Raw genomic sequence first — 18,195 nt, 5'->3', positions numbered from 1 at the left:
TATGAGGTCATTCGCCTGACGATGCCAGGGGTCTGCGTCCGGCGAATGGCGCCCATGTCCTGGGCGCGCCTCAGCTTCCCGGCAGCGGCACCCGGGCCAGGGTGACGACGTCGACCCCGACCGCGCCTTTGCGCCGCAGCGCCCGGGCGCATTCGTCGATGGTGGCGCCGGTGGTCAGCACGTCGTCGACCAGCAGGACACGGCGGCCCTCGACCAGCCCCTCGCGGCCCGGCCGCACCGCGAAGGCGCCGGCGACGTTGCGGCGGCGCGCCCGGCGGTCCTGGCCGCCCTGGCTGGGCGTCGGCCGGCGCCGCACCAGCAGGTCGGGCGCCACCGGCCGGCCGGCTTCGCGGCCGAGCGCGAGCGCCAGCAGCGCCGCCTGGTTGTAGCGCCGGCGCAGCAGGCGCCAGCGGTGCAGCGGCACCGGCGCGATCACGTCGGCCTCGGCCAGGAACGGCGCCGCCGCCCGCTGCAGCATGCGGCCGAAGGCCGGCGCCGCATGGGTCTGGTCGCCATGCTTGAAGGCCAGGATCAGCTTGCGGCTGAGATCGTCGTAGAGGAAGGCGGCGCGGGCCCGGTCCCACAGCGGCGGAAAGGCAAGGCAGTTGCCGCAGACCGGGTCGTCGCCCGCGCCTTCCGCCGCCGCATGGTCGAAGGGCAGGCCGCAGCGCCGGCATTGCGGCGGGCCGAGGAAGGCCAGCTGCCCCCAGCAGGCGGCGCACAGCGCCCCCGGCGCCACGATCTCGGCGCCGCAGGACAGGCAGCGCTGCGGCAGCACGGCGTCGAGCAGGGCGGTGCCGGCGCGGCCGAGCCAGGGGGAGAGGTCCGGGCGCATCGCAGCCACCTACCGGCCGACGGCGACGCCCCCGCGCCGCGGATCGGAGCCGCCGACCAGCCCGTCCGGGCCGATCTGGATGCCCTGCAGCCCGCTGGGCTGCTCCATCACCACCACGTCGTGGCCGCGCGCCGCCAGGACGTCCTTCAGCCCTTCGGCGGCCGTGCCCGCCTCCAGCTCGGTCCGGCCGTTGAGGTTGACCACATGGCCCAGATCGATCGCCTGCTGCACGTCCAGCCCCCAGTCCAGCACGCCGATGATAGCCTGGGCGACATAGGGGATGATACGGGCGCCGCCGGGCGACCCGATCACCAGCACCGGCCGGCCGGCCCGGTCCAGCACGATGGTCGGGGCCATCGAGCTGCGCGGCCGCTTGCCGGGCTCGACCCGGTTCGCCACCGAGCGGCCGCCCGCATAGGGCATGAAGGAGAAGTCGGCCAGCCCGTTGTTGAGCAGGAAGCCGCGCACCATCAGATGCGAGCCGAAGGCGCCCTCGATCGAGCTGGTCAGCGACACCACGCTGCCATCGGCGTCGACGATGGAGACATGGCTGGTGTTGGACGGCTCGGACGAGGAATTGACGCTCCGCTCCTGTCCCACGCGCCGCGGCGGGTTGCCCGGCGGGGCCGGCACGGGCGCCGCCCGGTCGGCCAAGATCATCCGCGCCCGCGCGGTCGTGTAGCTGCTGTCGATCAGGCTCGTTGTCGGGACCAGGACGAAATCCGGATCGGCGACATAGCGGTCGCGATCGGCCGTGGCCAGCTTGCCGGCTTCGGCGAACAGGTGCCAGGCATCGCCCGCGCCGGGGTCGATCGTGGGCATCTTCACGTGCTCGAGCATGCCGAGGATCTGGCCGACCCCGATACCGCCGGCGCTCGGCGGCCCCATGCCGCAGACCCGCCAGGCGCGGTAGGGGACGCAGACGGGCTGGCGTTCGACCACCCGGTAGACCACCAGGTCGATCGGCGCCAGCCGGCCGGCATCGCCGGACGCGCCCTGGGCCGCGGCGACGATGTCGGCGCCGATCGGGCCGAGATAGAAGGGTGCGTCGCCATCGCTGAGGATGAAGCGCAGAGTGTCGACGAAGGCCGGGTTGCGCAGGGTCTGGCCGGCCTGCAGCGCCTGGCCGCCGGGAAAGAAATAGTCGCGCGCCCTGGGATCCCGCTTCAGCCGCTCCGCCGTGTCGCCGGTCAGGAGGCCGGCCAGCTGCGGCGACACGGTGAAGCCCTTCTCGGCCAGGTCGAGCGCCGGCCGGAACAGCCGGGCCAGCGGCAGCCGGCCCCAGCGCTTGTGCGCCTCGAGCAGCAGCCGCAGCGTGCCGGGGGCGCCGACCGAGCGGCCGCCGGCGGTCGCGGCGGCAAACGACATCGGCTGGCCGTCCGGGCCGAGGAACATGCTGCCATCGGCATCCCGCGGCGCGGTCTCCAGCCCGTCGAGCGAGGTCAGCCGGCCCGACCGCCCGTCGAAATGCAGCAGCAGCGCCCCGCCGCCGATGCCGCCCGACTGCGGCTCGACCAGGTTGAGCACCAGCTGCACCGCGATCATGGCGTCGACCGCGGTGCCGTTCTCCGCCAGCACGTCGTAGCCGGCCCAGGCCGCCACCGGATCGCCGGCCGCCACCATGAACCGCTTGGCGCGGATGGCGGGTTCGGCGGGACGGACGGCCGCAGCCTGGCTGACGAGGACAAGGGCCGCGCCGGCCGGCGGCGGCGAGTCCGATCGGACGGCGGGTTCGGCGGGGCGGCTGGCCGCATCCTGGCTCGCGACGACGGGGGCCGCCCCGGCAGCGGGGGCCGCCCCGGCCGGCGGCGACGAATCCGACCACACCGCGTCGGAGACCGCGAACAGCAGGCCGGCGCCGACCGCGCCGCACAAAAGCAGGGCCCACCAGCCGGTCCGCCGCATCCTCTCCCTCGCAAATCGGATCAAATATGCATAAGGGAGTATTCCACGACTGCGGCCGGTTCCCAATCCCTGTCTGGGGCAGCCGGTCAGGTCAGGCTGAGGCCGCCATCCAGCATCACGATCTCGCCGGTCACGTAGTCCGAGCGGATCAGGGCGAAGACGATCTCCGCCACATCCGCCGGCTGCGCCGGGCGCCGCAGCGGCGCCGTGGTGGCCCAGAGGCGCTGCGCCTCGGTCCAGGTCGCGGTCATCGGCGTGTCGACCAGCCCGGGGGCGACGGCGTTGACCCGGATCGCCGGCGCCAGCGACTTGGCCAGCAGGCGGGTGACATGATGCAGCGCCGCCTTGGAGGCGGCATAGGGCACCGAGGCGCCGCGCGGCCGGGCGCCGGCATGGGAGCCGATATTGACCACCGCCGCCGGCCGGCCCCGCACCGCCGCCGACCGCCGCAGCGCGTCCTCGGCCTCGGCCACCAGCAGCCAGGGCGCAATGACGTTGACCTGGTGCAGCCGGCGCCAGAGCTCGGGCGTCGCCCCTTTGAGGTCGGAGTGCGGCACCGTGGCGGTGATGCCGGCGCTGTTGACCAGCGCGTCGATCCGGCCGTGCCGCGCCAGCACCGCCCGCACCAGGGCCGGCGGCCCGTCATCGGTCGCCAGATCCGCGGCGGTGTAGCCGGCGCCGCCGCCGAGCGCCGCCGCCAACGCCTCGCCGGCCGCGATCGAGGCGCGCGAATGCAGCGCCACGGCCCAGCCTTCGGCGGCCAGCCGCCGGGCGACGGCCGCGCCGATCCCTGAGGTCGATCCCGTCACCAGCGCCACCGGCTGGTCCGCTGCGGTCATGATCCGGTCCTTCGCTGTCGTCCTTCGCGTCAGCAAAGGCCGGTGCGACGGCCATCGGCAACCCCTATAGTGCGCGCCATGACGCAGTCCGACGACATGATGGTGTTCGACCGGGCGCTGGTGCGCCGGCGGCGCGACCGCGCGGCGCCGGGCCTGGCAGGGCACGGCTTCCTGTTCGAGCATGTGGCGGCGATGCTGGCCGACCGGCTGCTCGACGTCACCCGCCGCTTCCCGGTGGCGCTCGACCTCGGCTGCCATGACGGCGCCGTGGCCCGGGCGCTGGCGGGGACGGACCGGATCGACACGCTGGTCCAGGCCGACCTGTCCCCGGCCCTGGCCCGTCGCGCCGCCGCGAACGGCCGGCCGACCCTGGCCTGCGACGAGGAGCTGCTGCCCTTCGGCGAGGGCACGCTGGACCTGGTGCTGAGCACCCTGTCGCTGCACTGGGTCAACGACCTGCCGGGCGCGCTCTTGCAGATCCGCCGGGTGCTGCGGCCGGACGGGCTGTTCCTGGCGGCGATGCTGGGCGCCGGCACGCTGGCCGAGCTGCGCACCGCCCTGGTCGAGGCGGAGACCGAGCTGATCGGCGGCGCCAGCGCGCGCCTGTCGCCCTTCGCCGATCTGCGCGACGCCGCCGGCCTCTTGCAGCGCGCCGGCTTCGCCCTGCCAGTGGCCGATGCCGAGACGGTGAGGGTGGCCTATGAGGACGCCTTTCGCCTGTTCGCCGATCTGCGCGGCATGGGCGAGACCAATGCCGGGCTGAACCGCAACCCGGCGCCGCCGCCGCGCGCCTTCTGGCCGACCGTCGCCGCCCGCTATGCCGAGCGCTTCGCCGAGCCGGACGGCCGCATCCCGGCCAGCTTCGAGGTGCTGTTCCTGGCCGGCTGGGCGCCGCATGACAGCCAGCAGAAGCCGCGCCCGCGCGGCAGCGCCACCCGCTCGCTGGCCGAGGCACTCGGAACCGTGGAACGGCCGGTGCGGCAATAACGGTCTCTTAGCCCGCGCCGGCCAACTCCCGCTTTATGACGATGGCGTCGACCCCAGGGCCTTGGTGGGGACTTAGCTAGGGAACAAAACCGGATATGAGACCAGAATGCCGAGTCGTTTCAATGGGTTAGGTAACCCTTTGATATTCCTAACAAAAAATTTGATTTGCCTCTTCATGAGGAGTATTATAGTTGATATATGTTCATTTTTTGTTCTCCTCGAAAGGACCACAACTATGATGCGGGTTAAGGTCGAGACGATTCGGCAAGGGCAGCATCCGAGCGAGTTGGTTGTTGCGCTGACCACCGCGGACGGCCATCGGGAGGAGTTGATTGTGGATCAGCGCTCAATTAAGAATGACACCTTGGGTGTTGGGTATCCCATTGGTAAAGAGAAGAATCGTTTGCTGATTGAGTTGCCCAGGGAGACGTTGCGCGGCCTCTGGCGTGTGTGGGTTTCGTCTGACACAATTGTTAATCAAGAAGCAGTGGCGTGATTCTAACGGACCGTGAAAATAAAAATAGCGATTTCCAGAGGATCGATAATGATCGACCCTCCTCCGCTGGAGAATGCTTTCAGTTCTACTAGCGTTGACCTAACACTAGATCCCATCATTAGTGAATTCAAACCGAAGACTGCTGGAATTGAAACTTCAGTGGACCCGGCAAGTGCCGATTTTAATGGAGAAGCTGTTCTAAAGGAATTAACGATCCAGAGAACTATAGATGAAAATGGATATCTTTTAAAACCAAATTATTTAGTTCTCGCTTGGACTGTAGAATATGTGAACTTAAAATATGACGCCAGGTTAGCAGCACGAGTAGAGGGCAAAAGTTCACTAGCTCGTCTCGGCCTAGCTGTTCATATGACAGCTCCTACGATTCACGCGGGATTTGAAGGCAGGATAAGACTCGAAGTTGTCAATCACGGCCTTCTCCCAATTCGCCTGCGATCAGGTATGAGATTTTGTCAGCTCATATTTGAGCAGACTCTCGGGACTCCCGAGAGGGGCTACCATGGAAGATTCTCCGGACAAACGGTAGTTTCTTAAGTACTTAACATAGCGTCCGCTTCATGACGATGGCGTCGACCATGGCGGCGCCGACCTTGTAGTAGCCCCTGCGGCGACCCGCCTCGTGGAAGCCGGCGCCGCGGTAGAGCGCCAGCGCCGCCGCATTGTCGGTCGCCACCTCGAGGAACAGCGCCCCGGCGCCGGCCGCCACGCAGCGGCCGATCAGCGCGTCGAGCAGCCGGCGCCCGCCGCCCCTGCGCCGCCGGCCCGGCAAGAGCGCGATCGACAGCAGCTCTGCCTCGTCCGCCGCCACCCGGCCGAGGGCGTAGCCGACCGGCGCCCCGGCGTCGTCCAGGGCGATCAGCGCGAACACGCCGGGGCCGGCCAGCAGCTGCGCCAGCTGGTCCGGCGCCCAGGCCTCGCCGAAGGCGGATTCGTAGAGGGCCGACAGCACCGCCGCCGCGGCCGGGCCGGCCTCGACGATGCGCGTCACGGCTTCGGCGCCCGCTCGGCCAGCGGCACCGCGTCGGGCGGGCGGACATAGAGCGGCGGCGGCGGGCCCTCGCGCGCCTCGCCGGCCCGTTCTTCAGCCAGCCGGGCCACGGTGGCCGGGTCGATCGCGGCAGGACCGGCGCGGCGGACATCCGTCCGCCCGGCCAGGGCCGGCAGCACCAGATGGGCGCCGTCGCCCGCCAGGGTCAGGGGGCCGGATGGGATCAGCGCGACGAGATCGGCCGCGGGCAGGCACAGCGGCTTGCTGAGCGGGATGCCGGCGGCGTCGAACAGCCGGGCGAAGGGCTCGGCCCGGCGGCCGTCCAGCGCCACCAGGACGGTGCCCGCGGCGACCGGGCCGAGATCGGCCAGCACGGCGTCGAGGCTGGGAATGCCGACGATCGTCTTGCCGGCGCCGAGCGCCAGGCCGCCAACCGCGGCAAGGCCGACGCGCAGCCCGGTGAAGGAGCCGGGGCCGGTGGTGACGCCGAACAGATCGATCTCGCCGGGCGCGATCCCGGCCTCGGCCAGTACCTCCAGCACCAGCGGCATCAGCCGCACGGCATGGCCCTGGGCCATCGCCTCGGTCCGCGCGGCCAGCAGCCGCCCGTCGCGCCGCACCGCCACGCCGCAGCCGGCGCCGGCCGCATCGAGGCCGAGCACGATCATGCGCCGGCTCCCATACCGCGTGGCGGTGCGGCCGACCCATCATTCGCTGCTGCCCTCGGATCCATCATGGTGCTCTTAAACTCCAGGCGAACCCGCCGAGCACACCATCTACCGCCCGAGGGCTATGCTCACCACTCCCAACGGCGAAGGGCTGGACGGCTTTGCAGAATTATTAGATATTTCTGCATCGAACTTCTGATCTGGAGCAAACCAGCGATGGGAAGCACCGCGGCCCTGCCGGACATCGTCGATGGAAGGACGGCGGAACGCCTCGCCGAGGGCCAGGCTATCCAGGCCGCGACCATCCTTGGGCGGCCGGGCGGCTGGGCCGTCCGCATCCGCTACGGCAGCACGGAGCGTGTGATCGCCGCGCAGCGGTCGCGGCGCCCCCGGCTGTGGCGCAACCTGAATACCGCCGCGGCCTATGTCCGGGACACCCTCGGCATGGCCCGCTTCGACGTCGATGCAACAGCACACGATCCCGGCGCGGTCGATCGCAGCCGTCCCGATACAGCGGAACGGCAGCGGCGCGCCCATGAAGCGGCCGAGCATGACCGCTGGTTCCGTGCCGAGGTGCAGAAGACCCTGGACGGCATCGCCGACGGCTCGGTCCGGTTGATCGAGGAGGAAGAGTGGCGGCGTATCGCCGAAGCCCGGCGGGCCGAGCTACTGCGATCCATCGCCGAGCGGCCGCGCTGAGCTGGAATGCGGCTGCATCGCAGCGACGACTATCGTGCCGACCTCACCGGCATCGCCGAATACATCGCCCAGAGCAATCCGGCCGCGGCGTTGGCGATGTGGGATACCATCGAAAGGCGGGTCGAGCGGCTGGTCGACCATCCCCGATCCGGGCGCGCGGGCCGTGTCCCCGAGACCCGCGAATTGGTCGTCGCCGGCACTCCCTACATCGTCGTCTACCGTATCGGCCGCACCGTGGAATTGCTGCGCATCTTACAGGGCGCCCGCCGGTGGCCGCCCTGACGCTCACACGATCCGGCAGGCTTCCTCGAAGGCCAGGCGCGGGCGGCGGGGGAATTCCTTGCTGCGGTCGACATAGCCGATATCGACCAGGAGGCTGGAGCGCCAGCGGGTGCCGGAGAGGAAGGCGGCGTCGACCTTGCCGCGGTCGAACTCGCCCACCAGCCAGCAGCCGAGGCCGAGGCCGCGCGCCGCCATGATCAGATAGGCCGCCTGCATCGCCGCGTCGCGATGCGCCGTCTCCTGCGCCAGCTCGGGCCGGGCGGCGAAGCGGATCGCCATCTCCGGCTCGTCCGGCAGCAGCTTCGGCAGATGCTCGTGGAAGGCCGAGTCATAGGCCACGATCGCGGTCACCGGCGCCTGCAGCGTCGCGCCCAGAACCTCGGGGTCGACCGACGGCCGCAGCGCCGCCTTGCCGGGCTCGGAGGTGACGAAGACGATCCGCGCCGGACAGGAATTGGCGCTGGTCGGCCCCCGCTTCATCAGATCATAGACCGCGCGGAGCGTCGCCTCCGGGATCGCCTCGTCGAGGAAGGCACATCGGTTGCGCGCCTCCCGGAACAGCGTGTCGAGCGCGATCTTGTCGAGCGCCATGGCCGTCTGCCGCAGAAAATCTCAGCTCGCGGCAGGTAAGCTCAACCCGCGATCCGCGGCAAGCCGCGCGGAATCGAGCTCGACGAGATCGTTCCCACGGATCATGGCCCGGACATCGCGGATATAGGCCGTTCCGCGCGTCGAATAGCGCGTGAGGGTCAACGTCAGATCATAGCCGTCAAGCTCCAGCCGCGCAGCTCCGCGCGGCGGGCGCGGAAGCCGGCATAGGCCGGATGGGTGTTGAGGTTGCGGGCGTAGGAGGCGACGCCGTCGATCAGCCGGTCGAAGGCGGCGTAGCGCACCGCCGACCCCGCGGTCTGGCCGAACAGGGCGTTGCGGCGCTGGGCGCTGTAGGAGGTGCCCCAGCCCGATTCGACCGCGGCCTGGGCCAGGGCCAGGGAGGGCGGCACCACGTCGACCCGCAGCAGCAGCGCATCGATGTCGCCGTCGGCGACGTCGTAGCGCTCGCTCAGCTCGGCCAGCCAGGCCCGCGACTCCGCCGATGGCCCCAGGCCGAGATGCTGCAGCCCCTGCAGCGCCAAGAGCCGGTCGCGGTCGTGGCGGATGTCCTCGTTCACCCGCAGCACCAGCGGCAGCAGGGCGTTGAAGAACACGTCCTTGCGCAGATCGGTCGAATCGAGCCGGCGCAGGTCGGCCGGCATCGCCTCGACCAGCAGGCGCGGGACCTCGGCCCCGCCGCCCCGCACATCGGCCAGGGCGTAGTCGGCGCTGTCGAAGATCTCGCTGAGTTTGCCGGCGCTGTCGACCTTGAGGACGAGGTCCGAGGTCTTGTCGATCGGCGGCACCGCCGAGGCCGGCAGGGCCAGTTCTTGCGGCGGCAGGTCGGCGACCTGCAGCTCGGGTTGATCGGTGGGGGCCGCCGGCTCAGCCAGGGCGGCAAGGGGCACGATCAGCAAAAGGCCGGCCAAGGCGGCGGCCGGTCGAAACACACGGAACTGCATGGACCTCGTTCTTGGTTGCGCCCGGGCCAGCGATCCCGGGCGCCCCGCCTATCGGCACGACCGGGTCCGCGGACGCCCCTCGTCTTCAAGGGGGGCGCCGCCGGGGGGAGCGCAGCCCGCCGTCAGGCGACGGCGCGCACCTCCGTCACTTCGGGGATGTAGTGGCGCAGCATGTTCTCGATGCCGGCCTTCAGCGTCATGGTCGAGCTGGGGCAGCCGGAGCAGGAGCCCTGCATGTGCAGGTACACCACGCCCTGGTCGTAGCCCTGGAAGATGATGTCGCCGCCGTCCTGGGCCACGGCGGGCCGGACGCGGGTGTCGATCAGCTCCCGGATCTGGGCTTCGATCTCGGACTCCTCGGCCGACTGCGAGCCCGCCGCCGCCGTCTCGGCCAGGATGACCGGCCGGCCCGCGGTGAAATGCTCCATGATCACGCCGAGGATCGAAGGCTTCAGCACGTACCAGTCGAGGGTGTCCGCCTTGCTCACCGTCACGAAATCGGTGCCGAGAAACACGCCGGTGACGCCCTCGACCTCGAACAGGTGCTGCGCCAAAGGCGACCGCGCCGCCGTGTCCGGCGACGGGAAGTTGGCGGTGCCCGCATCCATCACCGCACGGCCCGGCAGGAACTTCAGGCTCGCCGGGTTGGGTGTCTGCTCGGTCTGGATGAACATGGACACGGTTCCTTCGATATGCCCGGCCGCGTGGCCCGGCGCCGGCAGGGTGAAGACCACGGCCCGGAAGATCAAGACGAAAGCGGGCGCCACAGAGTCGCACGCCAATCGCCGCTGACCGTCCCGGACCGGCTACTTGCGCAACCTCACCGTCCCGACGAGGTCGGAGTGGGGGCGGTGATTAGGGCTGATTTGAGGCGCCGGGCCCGGTCATTCAAGATGTCGCAGGGCATGGCGGGCGATCTTCCACATCGCCGTCGGCAGCCCGGCCTCGCCCAACTGGTCCGGCGAGACCAGGATTCCGCCCTCCACCGGCCCCTTGAGGCGGCCGGCCGCGACCGTCAGCTCGAAGTCGAAATGGGTGAAGCCGTGCCGCACCAGGCCAGGCAGCAGGCGCCAGCCGGTGCCGCCCGGCGCCTCGGCCAGCACCGCGGCGAGGTCCGGCATCGGCTGCTCGATCCAGGCCGAGGACGGGAACTCCATCATGCCGCCCAGCATCCCCTTGGGCGGCCGGCGGCGCAGCAGCACATGGCCGCGCCCATCGGTCAGCCAGAAGGCGACGGCCCGGCGGGTCGGCTTGGGCGCCTTGGCCAGCTTGGCCGGCAGGTCCTCGGCGATGCCGCGCTTGCGGGCCCGGCAGGGTGTGGACCAGGGGCACAGGATGCATTTCGGGCTGCGCGGCGTGCAGATGGTGGCGCCGAGATCCATCACCGCCTGGGCGTAGTCGCCCGGCCGCCGCCGCGGGGTCAGGGCGGTCGCATGGGTCTTCAGGATGGGCTTGGCCGGCGGCAGCGGCGTCGCCACCGCGAAGATCCGGGCCATCACCCGCTCGACATTGCCGTCCATCACCGCGGCCTGCCGGTCGAAGGCGATCGCCGCGATCGCCGCCGCGGTGTAGTCGCCGACCCCCGGCAGCTGCCGCAATTCCGCCTCCTCGGAGGGGAACACTCCGCCATGGCGTTCCACCACCAGGACGGCGCAGCGATGCATGTTCCGGGCCCGGGCGTAGTAGCCGAGCCCCGCCCAGGCGCGCAGGACCTCCTCCACCGGCGTCGCGGCCAGGTCGGTCACGGCCGGCCAGCGCCGGGTGAAGTCGAGGAAATAGTCCTTCACCGCCGCCACGGTGGTCTGCTGCAGCATGATCTCGCTGAGCCAGACCCGGTACGGGTCCGCCCGCTGCCCCGGCGGCGCCCGCCACGGCAGGACGCGGCGGTGCCGGTCGTACCAGGCCAGCAGCGCCGGCGCGAAGTCGGCAGGGGCAAATTCGGCGGACGTGGCTGTATCGGGCATGGCTCGCGTTGCCGCTCGGGGGTGCATTGCGCCACTATAGGGATCCGAGTCCCGCAATTCGATCATGCAGTCGCGTCCCGCCGATGAGCTATCCGAGATCCATGGCCGCCCTGGTCCCCGCCCTCGCCCGCAAGGCGCTGGGCGGCGGGCGCAGCGCCATCGGCAGCCTGTTCGCGGACTGGCCGGCGGTGGTCGGCGACCACTGGGCCGACAAGGCGGTGCCGGAGAAGCTGAGCTTCCCGGCCGGCAAGCGCGACGGCGGCACGCTGGCGCTGCGGGTCGACCCGGCCGATGCCATCCTGCTGCAGCACGACCAGGACCGGCTGATCGAGCGGATCAACGGCCATTTCGGCTATGCCGCGATCGTCCGGATCAAGCTGCTGCAGGCGCCGCTGGCCCGCCGCCCCGCGACACCGCGCCGCCGTTCCCTGACCCCTGCCGAAGAGGCGATGCTGGAGGCGCCGCTCGAATCGGTCGACGACCCCGAGTGGAAATCCCGACTTGCGGCCTTCGGCCGGGCGCTCTATGCCCGGACGCCACCGCGATGACACTTGGGGGCACGAGGCCCGGACCCATGGAGACCATCGGATGCTGAAGACCCTGCTCGCCGGCCTGGCCCTGGCCGCCGCGACGTTCATGAGCGGATCGGCCTCGGCCCAGGCCTGGGACCCGAAGATCACCGACACCGACTACGTGCTCGGCAAGGCCGATGCGCCGGTGACGATGCTGGAATTCGCCTCCTTCACCTGCCCGCATTGCGCCGCCTTCACCAACGACGTGCTGCCGCAGCTCGAGAAGGCCTATGTCGACAGCGGCAAGGTCAAGATCGTGTTCCGCCAGTTCCCGCTGAACGGGCTGGACCTGCGAGCCGGGATGATGGCGCGCTGCGCCCCGCGCGAGCAGTATTTCAACATCGCCAAGGTGCTGTTCCAGACGCAGCAGAGCTGGGCCACCGCCGGCGACCCGATCGGCGCCCTGGCGCAGATCGGCGGCATGGCCGGGCTGCCGAAGGACAAGTTCGACGCCTGCCTGGCCGACAACACCGTCGCCGACGCCATCATCAAGCTGGGCCAGGAGGCGCAGGCCGACTACAAGGTCAACGCCACCCCGACCTTCGTGGTCGAGGGCGAGAAGCTCGAGGGCGAGGCCAGCTTCGACACCTTCAAGGCGCTCTTCGACAAGAAGCTCGCCGAGAAGGGCGTCGCCACCAACTGACCGGGAGCGCGCCGCCGTGCATTTCGCCCGGCTCCGCCTGTCGGGCTTCAAATCCTTCGTCGATGCGACCGACGTGGCCATCGAGCCCGGCCTGACCGGCGTGGTCGGGCCGAATGGCTGCGGCAAGTCGAACCTGGTCGAGGCACTGCGCTGGGCGATGGGCGAGAACTCCGCCCGGCGCATGCGCGGCCAGGAGATGGACGACGTCATCTTCGGCGGCACCACCGGCCGGGCGGCGCGCAACCTGGCCGAGGTGACGATCACGCTGGACAACAGCGACCGCACCGCCCCCGGCTGGGACCACGCCGACATCATCGAGATCGTCCGCCGGATCGAGCGCGGCACCGGCTCCGAATACCGCGTCAACGGCAAGCCGGTGCGCGCCCGCGACGTGCAGCTGCTGTTCCAGGACAACGCCTCCGGCCCCGCCTCGCCCGCCTTGGTCAGCCAGGGCCGGATCGCGGCGATGATCTCCGCCCGGCCGGCGGAGCGGCGGCAGATCCTGGAGGAGGCGGCCGGCATCACCGGCCTGCACAGCCGCCGGCACGAGGCCGAGCTGCGGCTGCGCTCGGCCGACGAGAACCTGGTCCGCCTGGACGACGTGCTGGTGCAGCTCGACGCCCAGATGGGCGGCTTGCGCAAGCAGGCGCGGCAGGCGGCGCGCTACCGCACCATCTCGGAGCAGATCCGCCAGGTCGAGGCGACGCTGCTGCACCTGCAATGGAGCGCGGCAGGCATGGCCCTGGCCGAGGCCGGGCGCGCCTATGACGCCAATGAGCAGGTGGTGCGCGAGCGCATGATCGCGGCGACCCGCGGCACCACCGAGCAGACTGAGGCCGCGGCCGCCCTGCCCGCCCTGCGCAAGGCCGACAGCGACTCGGCCGTGGCGCTGCAGCGCTTCCTGGTCGAGCGCGAGACGCTGGAGGCCGAGGCCGGCCGGCTGAGCCAGTCGATCCTCGACACCAATCGCCGGCTGGAGCAGGTGACGGGCGACCTGGTGCGCGAGCGCTCGCTGGGCGCCGACGCCGCCCAGGCCCTGGCCAAGCTGCAGGAGGAGCGCGAGCGGATCGAGCGCCAGAGCGCCGGCGAGGCCGATGCCGAGGACCAGGCGCGGCAGCTGATCGAAACCCAGCGGGGCATTGTCGACGAGTTGGACGGCCGCCTGACCGCGCTGACCGAGGCCGCGGCCGGCGACGAGGCCCGGCGCCAGAGTCTGGCCAAGCGCCAGCGCGAGCTGGAAGGCCGCCTGCTGGACCTGGCCCGCCGGCACGAGGATGCGCTGCGCCAGATCGCCCAGCTCGAAGCCGAGCTGGCCGGTGCCGACGGCGCCGAGGCGGCCGCCCTGGTCCTGGCCGAGGCCGTGGCCCGGCTGGAGGCGGTGCAGGAGGCGGTCGAGACGGCGGAGAGCCGCCGCCAGGCCGCCGATTCGGCCTTTTCCAGTGCCCGCGAGGCCGCCCAGGCCGCCGAAGGCACCGCCACCCGGCTGAAGGCCGAGGCCGACGGCCTGCGCGCCGCGCTCGGCAGCGGCAAGGGCGATGCCGCCCGCGCCCCGATCCTCGACCAGCTGCGGGTCGCGCCCGGCTGGGAGGCGGCGCTGGGCGCCGCGCTCGGCGACGAGGCCTCGGTGCCGGCCGACCGCTCGGCGCCGCTGCATTGGGCCGAGCTGCCCGGCTATGATGACGCCGCGCCGCTGCCGGTCGGCGCCGAGCCCCTGGCCGGCCATGTCACCGCCCCCGCGGCCCTGGCCCGCCGGCTGGCCCACATCGGCGTGGTCGCCGACGCGGCGGCGGCCGAGGCGCTGCAGCCGGCGCTCAGGCCCGGCCAGGCGCTGGTGACCAGGGCCGGCGGCCGCTGGCGCTGGGACGGGCTGGTGGCCCGGCCGGGCGCGCCCTCCCCCGCCGCGGCCCGGCTGCAGCAGCGCAACCGGCTGGAGCAGCTGGAGGCGCAGCTGGCCACCGCCGCCGAGGCCGCCGAGACGGCGCGGCGGGCGGCCGACGCAGCGCGCCAGGCGGCCCAGGCGGCCCAGGATGCCGACCGGGCGGCGCGGCGCAGTCAGCAGGATTCGGTGGCCGCGGTCGGACGCGCCCGCGAGGCGCAGAGCAAGGCGGCCCAGGCCGAGGCGGCGCGGCGCAGCCGGCTGGCGGCGCTGGCCGCCCAAAGCGAGCGGCTGGCCGCCGACCGCGACGATTCGCTGCGCGAGCGCGAGGAGCTGGCCACCGAGCGTGCCGCCCTGCCCGATGGCGCGGCCCAGCGCCGCGCCGTGGGCGAGATCCGCTCGGCCGTGGCCGAGGCACGGTCGGGGCTGGGCGCCCGGCAATCGGCGCTGGAGCGGCTGCAGCGCGAGGCCGGCGGCCGGCGCGGCCGGCTGCGCGCGATCGAGAGCGAGGTTCAGGGCTGGGACAGCCGCGCGAGAGGCAGCGCCGACCGGCTGGCCGAGCTGGAGGCGCGGCTGGCGGAGAGCCAGGCGACGCTGTTGGAGCTGGACGCCCGGCCGGCCGAGATCGCCGTCCGGCGCGAGACCCTGATCGGCCGGATCGACGAGGCGGAGCGCCGCCGCCGCATGGCCGCCGACGCGCTGGCGGTGGGCGAGCAGCGCCAGGAGGCTGCGGACCGGGCCCTGCGCGCCGCCGAATCGGCCCTGGCCGAATCGCGTGAGGCCCGGGTGCGCGGCGAGGCGGCGGTGGTCGCGGCCCAGACCGCGGTCGAGGGGCTGCGCAGCCGCATCGCCGAGCGGCTCGACTGCGCGCCCGAGGCGGCGGCCAGCCTGGCCGGGCTGGCCCCGGAGGCGCCGCTGCCGGACGCCGAGGACATCGCCCGCAAGCTCGACCGGCTGAATCGCGAGCGCGAGGGCATGGGCCCGGTCAACCTGCGGGCCGAGGTCGAGATCGTCGAGATCGAATCTCAGCACACCCGGCTGTCGGCTGAGAAGGAGGACCTGACCGCCGCCATCGCCAAGCTGCGCCAGGGCATCGCCTCGCTGAACCGCGAGGCGCGGGAGCGGCTGGTGGCCAGCTTCGACGTGGTCGACGGCCATTTCCGGGCGCTGTTCACCCGCCTGTTCGGCGGCGGCAAGGCGCAGCTGGCCCTGACCGACACCGCGGACCCGCTGGAGGCGGGGCTGGAGATCTTCGCCAGCCCGCCGGGCAAGAAGCTGCAGCATCTGTCGCTGCTGTCGGGCGGCGAGCAGGCGCTGACGGCAGCGGCGCTGATCTTCGCCGTGTTCCTGACCAACCCGGCGCCGATCTGCGTGCTGGACGAGGTCGACGCGCCGCTCGACGACGCCAATGTCGACCGCCTGTGCACCCTCTTGACCGAGCTGGCGGAGAGCGGCCGCACCCGCTTCCTGATCATCACCCACCACCGCATGACCATGGCGCGGGTGAACCGGCTCTACGGCGTCACCATGATCGAGCGCGGGGTGAGCCAGCTGGTCTCGGTCGACCTCGAGCAAGCCATCCGCCACGCCCAGCCGCACCAGCAGGAGTTGGCGGTCTGAGGTCGAGGGCCCCGCTGTCCCTCGCTTCGTTTCGCGATGACGAGTCAGTACTTCCGAGCGCGGGCCTCAGCTCGCCAGGTGCAGGGCCATAGCCGGGTCGCTGACGCTCGCACGGCCGGTCTCCAGCCGGCCGGCGAAGCGGCGCTCGAAGCCGTCGGCGGCGAGGGTGAGGTCGTACCAGCCACCGCTCTCTGCCAGGCTCCAGCGTCGGTTCTCGATGGCGCCGGGCACCACGGTCAACGTGCCCTGGTCGGCCTCGGCATAGGCGTTGGCGGTGACCCGCAGCGCGGCCGGCGCCGTCCCCCGGTTCCGAACCGAGGCAACGATTGCTGAATCGGCCGGGACATAGACGACCTCAAGCTCGATCTCCGCGGCCGCGACGGTCCCGGCGAAGCTGCGCACGAAGCCGTTCGGGCCGTAGACCCAGAGGTCGTAGCGCCCGGCATCGGCCGGGGCCCAGAGATCGTCCAGCCGCTGGCCGGCCTCGACCGTGTAGCGGCGCGGGATGCGGTCGAGATGCAGCCTGTCGTAGACATGGAACGCCGCGCCCTGCCGGCCGCTGTTGGCGAAGGTCAGGATCGTGCCCTCCGGTGCGACCCTGGCGCTCGCATGCAGCTCATAGGGCAGCGCCCGGGACGGGCGCGTCCCGGTCTCCTGGAACAGCGGCTGCGGCGCGTCCGGCGGCGCGGCCTTGGGCAGCAGCTTCGACGCCGCCTCGATCGCGGCGTAGCCGCTCATGTCCGGCAGGGCCGGGACCGCCTGGTCGTTCGGGGTCTCGAAGTCGAAGGCCGCGGTCAGGTCGCCGCTGACCGCCCGGGCCCAGGGGCTGATCGCCGGGATGGTGACGCCGAACCGCGCCTCGATGAAGCGGCCGACCGAGGTGTGGTCGAACACCTGGGAGCAGACCCAGCCGCCGCGGGTCCAGGGCGAGACGACATACATCGGCACGCGCGGGCCCATGCCCCAGGGCCGCCGCTTGCCGCTGACCATGTCGCGCGGGTCGAGCATCGGATAGGCCTTGCCGGACAGCTCGTCCTGATAGTCCACGCCCGGATCGGCGTAGTACATGCCGGCGAGATCCACCGTGGACTTGCCGGCCGGGCTGCCGTCGGGGTTCAGCGACGGCACCGCCGGCGGCGGCACATGGTCGAAGAAGCCGTCATTCTCGTCGAAGGTGACGAACAGCACGGTCCGGCTCCAGTTCTCCGGGCTCGCCGTCAGCGCCGCCAGCACCTGATGCGTGAAGTCGCCGCCATGGGCCGAGCTGGACGGGCCGCTCGGATGCTCCGATTGCAGCCGCGACGGCAGCACCCAGCTGACCGCCGGCAGGGTATCGGCGACCACATCCTTCCGCAGGTCGTCGAGCGTCCAGTGCGACATCCCGTTGACGGCGACCGGCGATCCCGGCAGCGCGCTGCGGAAGCTGTCGAAGGCCAGGCAGCCATGCATGGCGCCGGTCCAGTTGTCGTTCGGGTCCTGGTAGATGCGCCAGCCGATCCCCGCCGCCTGCAGCACGTCCGGGATGGTCGGCCAGGTCAGGGCCGAGCCGCGATAGCCGTAGCCCGGCGTCGGGTGGGTGCCGGTGACCCAGCAGCGCAGATTCACCGCCTCGGCGGTGGCATGGTCGCTGTCCAGCCCCTGCTCGCGCCGCTTCGGGTCGAAGTTCGAGCCGGACCAGAACACGATCCGGTTCGGGTCGGTGCCGGTCTGCACCGAGCAGTGATAGGCGTCGCAGAGGGTGAAGGCTTCGGCCAGCGCGTATTGGAACGGTGCCTCGTCGCGCTTGTAGTAACCCATCGCGCTGTCGGTCTTGTACAGCGGCCAATGGCCGAACCTGCCCTGAGCCCAGGCCGCCTGGGCGTCCGGCATGTTGTGCGGCACCGCCGCCATCAGCGCCGCGTCCATGGTGGCCTTGTCGACATGGAAGGGCAGGATCTCGCGCGTCCCGTCCGACTGGTGCCAGACCGGCTTGCCGCCTTCGAGCGGAACCGGGAAGCGGTCGCCGAAGCCGCGCACCCCGCGCAGCACGCCGAAATAATGGTCGAAGGACCGGTTCTCCTGCATCAGGATCACGATGTGCTGGACATCGGCGATCGACTTCGTCCGGTCGTCGGCCGGCACGGCGAGCGCGGTGCGGATCGCCGGCGGCAGCACCGACAGGGCCGAGGCGGCGCCGAGCGCGGCGGCCGACTGGCGCAGGAAGTCGCGGCGATTCTGGCTCATGGGGCTGACCTCCGGGTGAAGCGG

19 protein-coding genes are annotated in these 18,195 nt (G+C 71.6%); 8 read left to right on the top strand and 11 right to left on the bottom strand.

What is annotated here, in order from left to right:
- Nucleotides 1–70 precede the first annotated feature (70 nt).
- From ACTOWL_RS14425 to ACTOWL_RS14415, 3 genes are all read right to left on the bottom strand, one after another.
- Complete coding sequence (locus ACTOWL_RS14425; RefSeq protein ID WP_441321934.1) at nucleotides 71–835, bottom strand: double zinc ribbon domain-containing protein; 765 nt, start codon at nucleotides 833–835, stop codon at nucleotides 71–73.
- Between the two features lie 9 nt (nucleotides 836–844).
- Nucleotides 845–2,740, bottom strand: a complete 1,896-nt coding sequence (ggt, locus tag ACTOWL_RS14420; protein WP_441321933.1) for a gamma-glutamyltransferase — start codon at nucleotides 2,738–2,740, stop codon at nucleotides 845–847.
- Between the two features lie 86 nt (nucleotides 2,741–2,826).
- Complete coding sequence (locus tag ACTOWL_RS14415; RefSeq protein ID WP_441321932.1) at nucleotides 2,827–3,579, bottom strand: SDR family NAD(P)-dependent oxidoreductase; 753 nt, start codon at nucleotides 3,577–3,579, stop codon at nucleotides 2,827–2,829.
- 78 nt (nucleotides 3,580–3,657) lie between these two features.
- Here ACTOWL_RS14415 and ACTOWL_RS14410 point away from each other — a divergent pair, with 78 nt between their 5' ends.
- The 3 genes from ACTOWL_RS14410 to dcd all read left to right on the top strand — a co-directional run bounded on the left by ACTOWL_RS14410 (nucleotide 3,658) and on the right by dcd (nucleotide 5,617).
- Nucleotides 3,658–4,566 carry a methyltransferase domain-containing protein gene (locus tag ACTOWL_RS14410; RefSeq protein WP_441321931.1) on the top strand — a complete coding sequence of 303 codons (909 nt, stop codon included), beginning with the start codon at nucleotides 3,658–3,660 and terminating at the stop codon, nucleotides 4,564–4,566.
- A 235-nt stretch (nucleotides 4,567–4,801) separates the two neighbouring features.
- On the top strand, nucleotides 4,802–5,062 hold the full coding sequence (locus ACTOWL_RS14405; protein ID WP_441321930.1) for a hypothetical protein: 261 nt from the start codon (nucleotides 4,802–4,804) through the stop codon (nucleotides 5,060–5,062).
- A gap of 12 nt (nucleotides 5,063–5,074) precedes the next feature.
- Nucleotides 5,075–5,617 carry a dCTP deaminase gene (dcd, locus tag ACTOWL_RS14400; RefSeq protein WP_441321929.1) on the top strand — a complete coding sequence of 181 codons (543 nt, stop codon included), beginning with the start codon at nucleotides 5,075–5,077 and terminating at the stop codon, nucleotides 5,615–5,617.
- A 4-nt stretch (nucleotides 5,618–5,621) separates the two neighbouring features.
- Here the strand turns inward: dcd and rimI are convergent, their stop codons facing one another.
- On the bottom strand, nucleotides 5,622–6,071 hold the full coding sequence (gene rimI / locus ACTOWL_RS14395; protein ID WP_441321928.1) for a ribosomal protein S18-alanine N-acetyltransferase: 450 nt from the start codon (nucleotides 6,069–6,071) through the stop codon (nucleotides 5,622–5,624).
- A complete protein-coding gene (gene tsaB / locus ACTOWL_RS14390; RefSeq protein ID WP_441321927.1) occupies nucleotides 6,068–6,739 on the bottom strand; it encodes a tRNA (adenosine(37)-N6)-threonylcarbamoyltransferase complex dimerization subunit type 1 TsaB in 672 nt (223 codons plus the stop codon). Before tsaB ends, rimI begins: the two co-directional genes overlap by 4 nt.
- A 66-nt stretch (nucleotides 6,740–6,805) precedes the next feature.
- Between tsaB and ACTOWL_RS14385 the strand changes: the two genes are divergently transcribed.
- A complete protein-coding gene (locus ACTOWL_RS14385) occupies nucleotides 6,806–7,438 on the top strand; it encodes a hypothetical protein (protein ID WP_441321926.1) in 633 nt (210 codons plus the stop codon).
- 6 nt (nucleotides 7,439–7,444) lie between these two features.
- Complete coding sequence (locus tag ACTOWL_RS14380) at nucleotides 7,445–7,720, top strand: type II toxin-antitoxin system RelE/ParE family toxin (RefSeq protein WP_441321925.1); 276 nt, start codon at nucleotides 7,445–7,447, stop codon at nucleotides 7,718–7,720.
- A 3-nt stretch (nucleotides 7,721–7,723) separates the two neighbouring features.
- Here ACTOWL_RS14380 and ACTOWL_RS14375 read toward each other — a convergent pair whose 3' ends face one another.
- From ACTOWL_RS14375 to mutY, 5 genes are all read right to left on the bottom strand, one after another.
- Nucleotides 7,724–8,311 carry a malonic semialdehyde reductase gene (locus ACTOWL_RS14375; protein WP_441321924.1) on the bottom strand — a complete coding sequence of 196 codons (588 nt, stop codon included), beginning with the start codon at nucleotides 8,309–8,311 and terminating at the stop codon, nucleotides 7,724–7,726.
- 21 nt (nucleotides 8,312–8,332) lie between these two features.
- Nucleotides 8,333–8,473, bottom strand: coding sequence for a hypothetical protein (locus ACTOWL_RS14370; protein WP_441321923.1), 141 nt, complete (start codon nucleotides 8,471–8,473; stop codon nucleotides 8,333–8,335).
- 2 nt (nucleotides 8,474–8,475) lie between these two features.
- A complete protein-coding gene (locus tag ACTOWL_RS14365; RefSeq protein WP_441321922.1) occupies nucleotides 8,476–9,273 on the bottom strand; it encodes a glucosaminidase domain-containing protein in 798 nt (265 codons plus the stop codon).
- A gap of 122 nt (nucleotides 9,274–9,395) precedes the next feature.
- Entirely contained in the window at nucleotides 9,396–9,947 is a 552-nt protein-coding gene (locus tag ACTOWL_RS14360; RefSeq protein WP_441321921.1) for a NifU family protein, read from the bottom strand.
- Between the two features lie 210 nt (nucleotides 9,948–10,157).
- A complete protein-coding gene (gene mutY, locus ACTOWL_RS14355; RefSeq protein ID WP_441321920.1) occupies nucleotides 10,158–11,237 on the bottom strand; it encodes an A/G-specific adenine glycosylase in 1,080 nt (359 codons plus the stop codon).
- Between the two features lie 101 nt (nucleotides 11,238–11,338).
- Here mutY and ACTOWL_RS14350 point away from each other — a divergent pair, with 101 nt between their 5' ends.
- Genes ACTOWL_RS14350 through ACTOWL_RS14340 form a run of 3 tightly spaced genes read left to right on the top strand, consistent with a single transcriptional unit; the run spans nucleotide 11,339 to nucleotide 15,948 of the window.
- Entirely contained in the window at nucleotides 11,339–11,785 is a 447-nt protein-coding gene (locus ACTOWL_RS14350) for a DUF721 domain-containing protein (protein ID WP_441321919.1), read from the top strand.
- A 40-nt stretch (nucleotides 11,786–11,825) separates the two neighbouring features.
- On the top strand, nucleotides 11,826–12,452 hold the full coding sequence (locus tag ACTOWL_RS14345; RefSeq protein WP_441321918.1) for a DsbA family protein: 627 nt from the start codon (nucleotides 11,826–11,828) through the stop codon (nucleotides 12,450–12,452).
- A 16-nt stretch (nucleotides 12,453–12,468) separates the two neighbouring features.
- Nucleotides 12,469–15,948 carry a chromosome segregation SMC family protein gene (locus tag ACTOWL_RS14340; protein WP_441321917.1) on the top strand — a complete coding sequence of 1,160 codons (3,480 nt, stop codon included), beginning with the start codon at nucleotides 12,469–12,471 and terminating at the stop codon, nucleotides 15,946–15,948.
- Nucleotides 15,949–16,014: 66 nt separating this feature from the next.
- Here the strand turns inward: ACTOWL_RS14340 and ACTOWL_RS14335 are convergent, their stop codons facing one another.
- On the bottom strand, nucleotides 16,015–18,171 hold the full coding sequence (locus tag ACTOWL_RS14335; RefSeq protein ID WP_441321916.1) for a phosphocholine-specific phospholipase C: 2,157 nt from the start codon (nucleotides 18,169–18,171) through the stop codon (nucleotides 16,015–16,017).
- Nucleotides 18,172–18,195: the final 24 nt, after the last annotated feature.

This window comes from Inquilinus sp. CA228 (assembly GCF_052078665.1).
Lineage (GTDB): Bacteria > Pseudomonadota > Alphaproteobacteria > DSM-16000 > Inquilinaceae > Inquilinus.
Note: the sequence above shows the minus strand (reverse complement) of the source record. Positions and strands in the feature narration are given on the sequence as shown.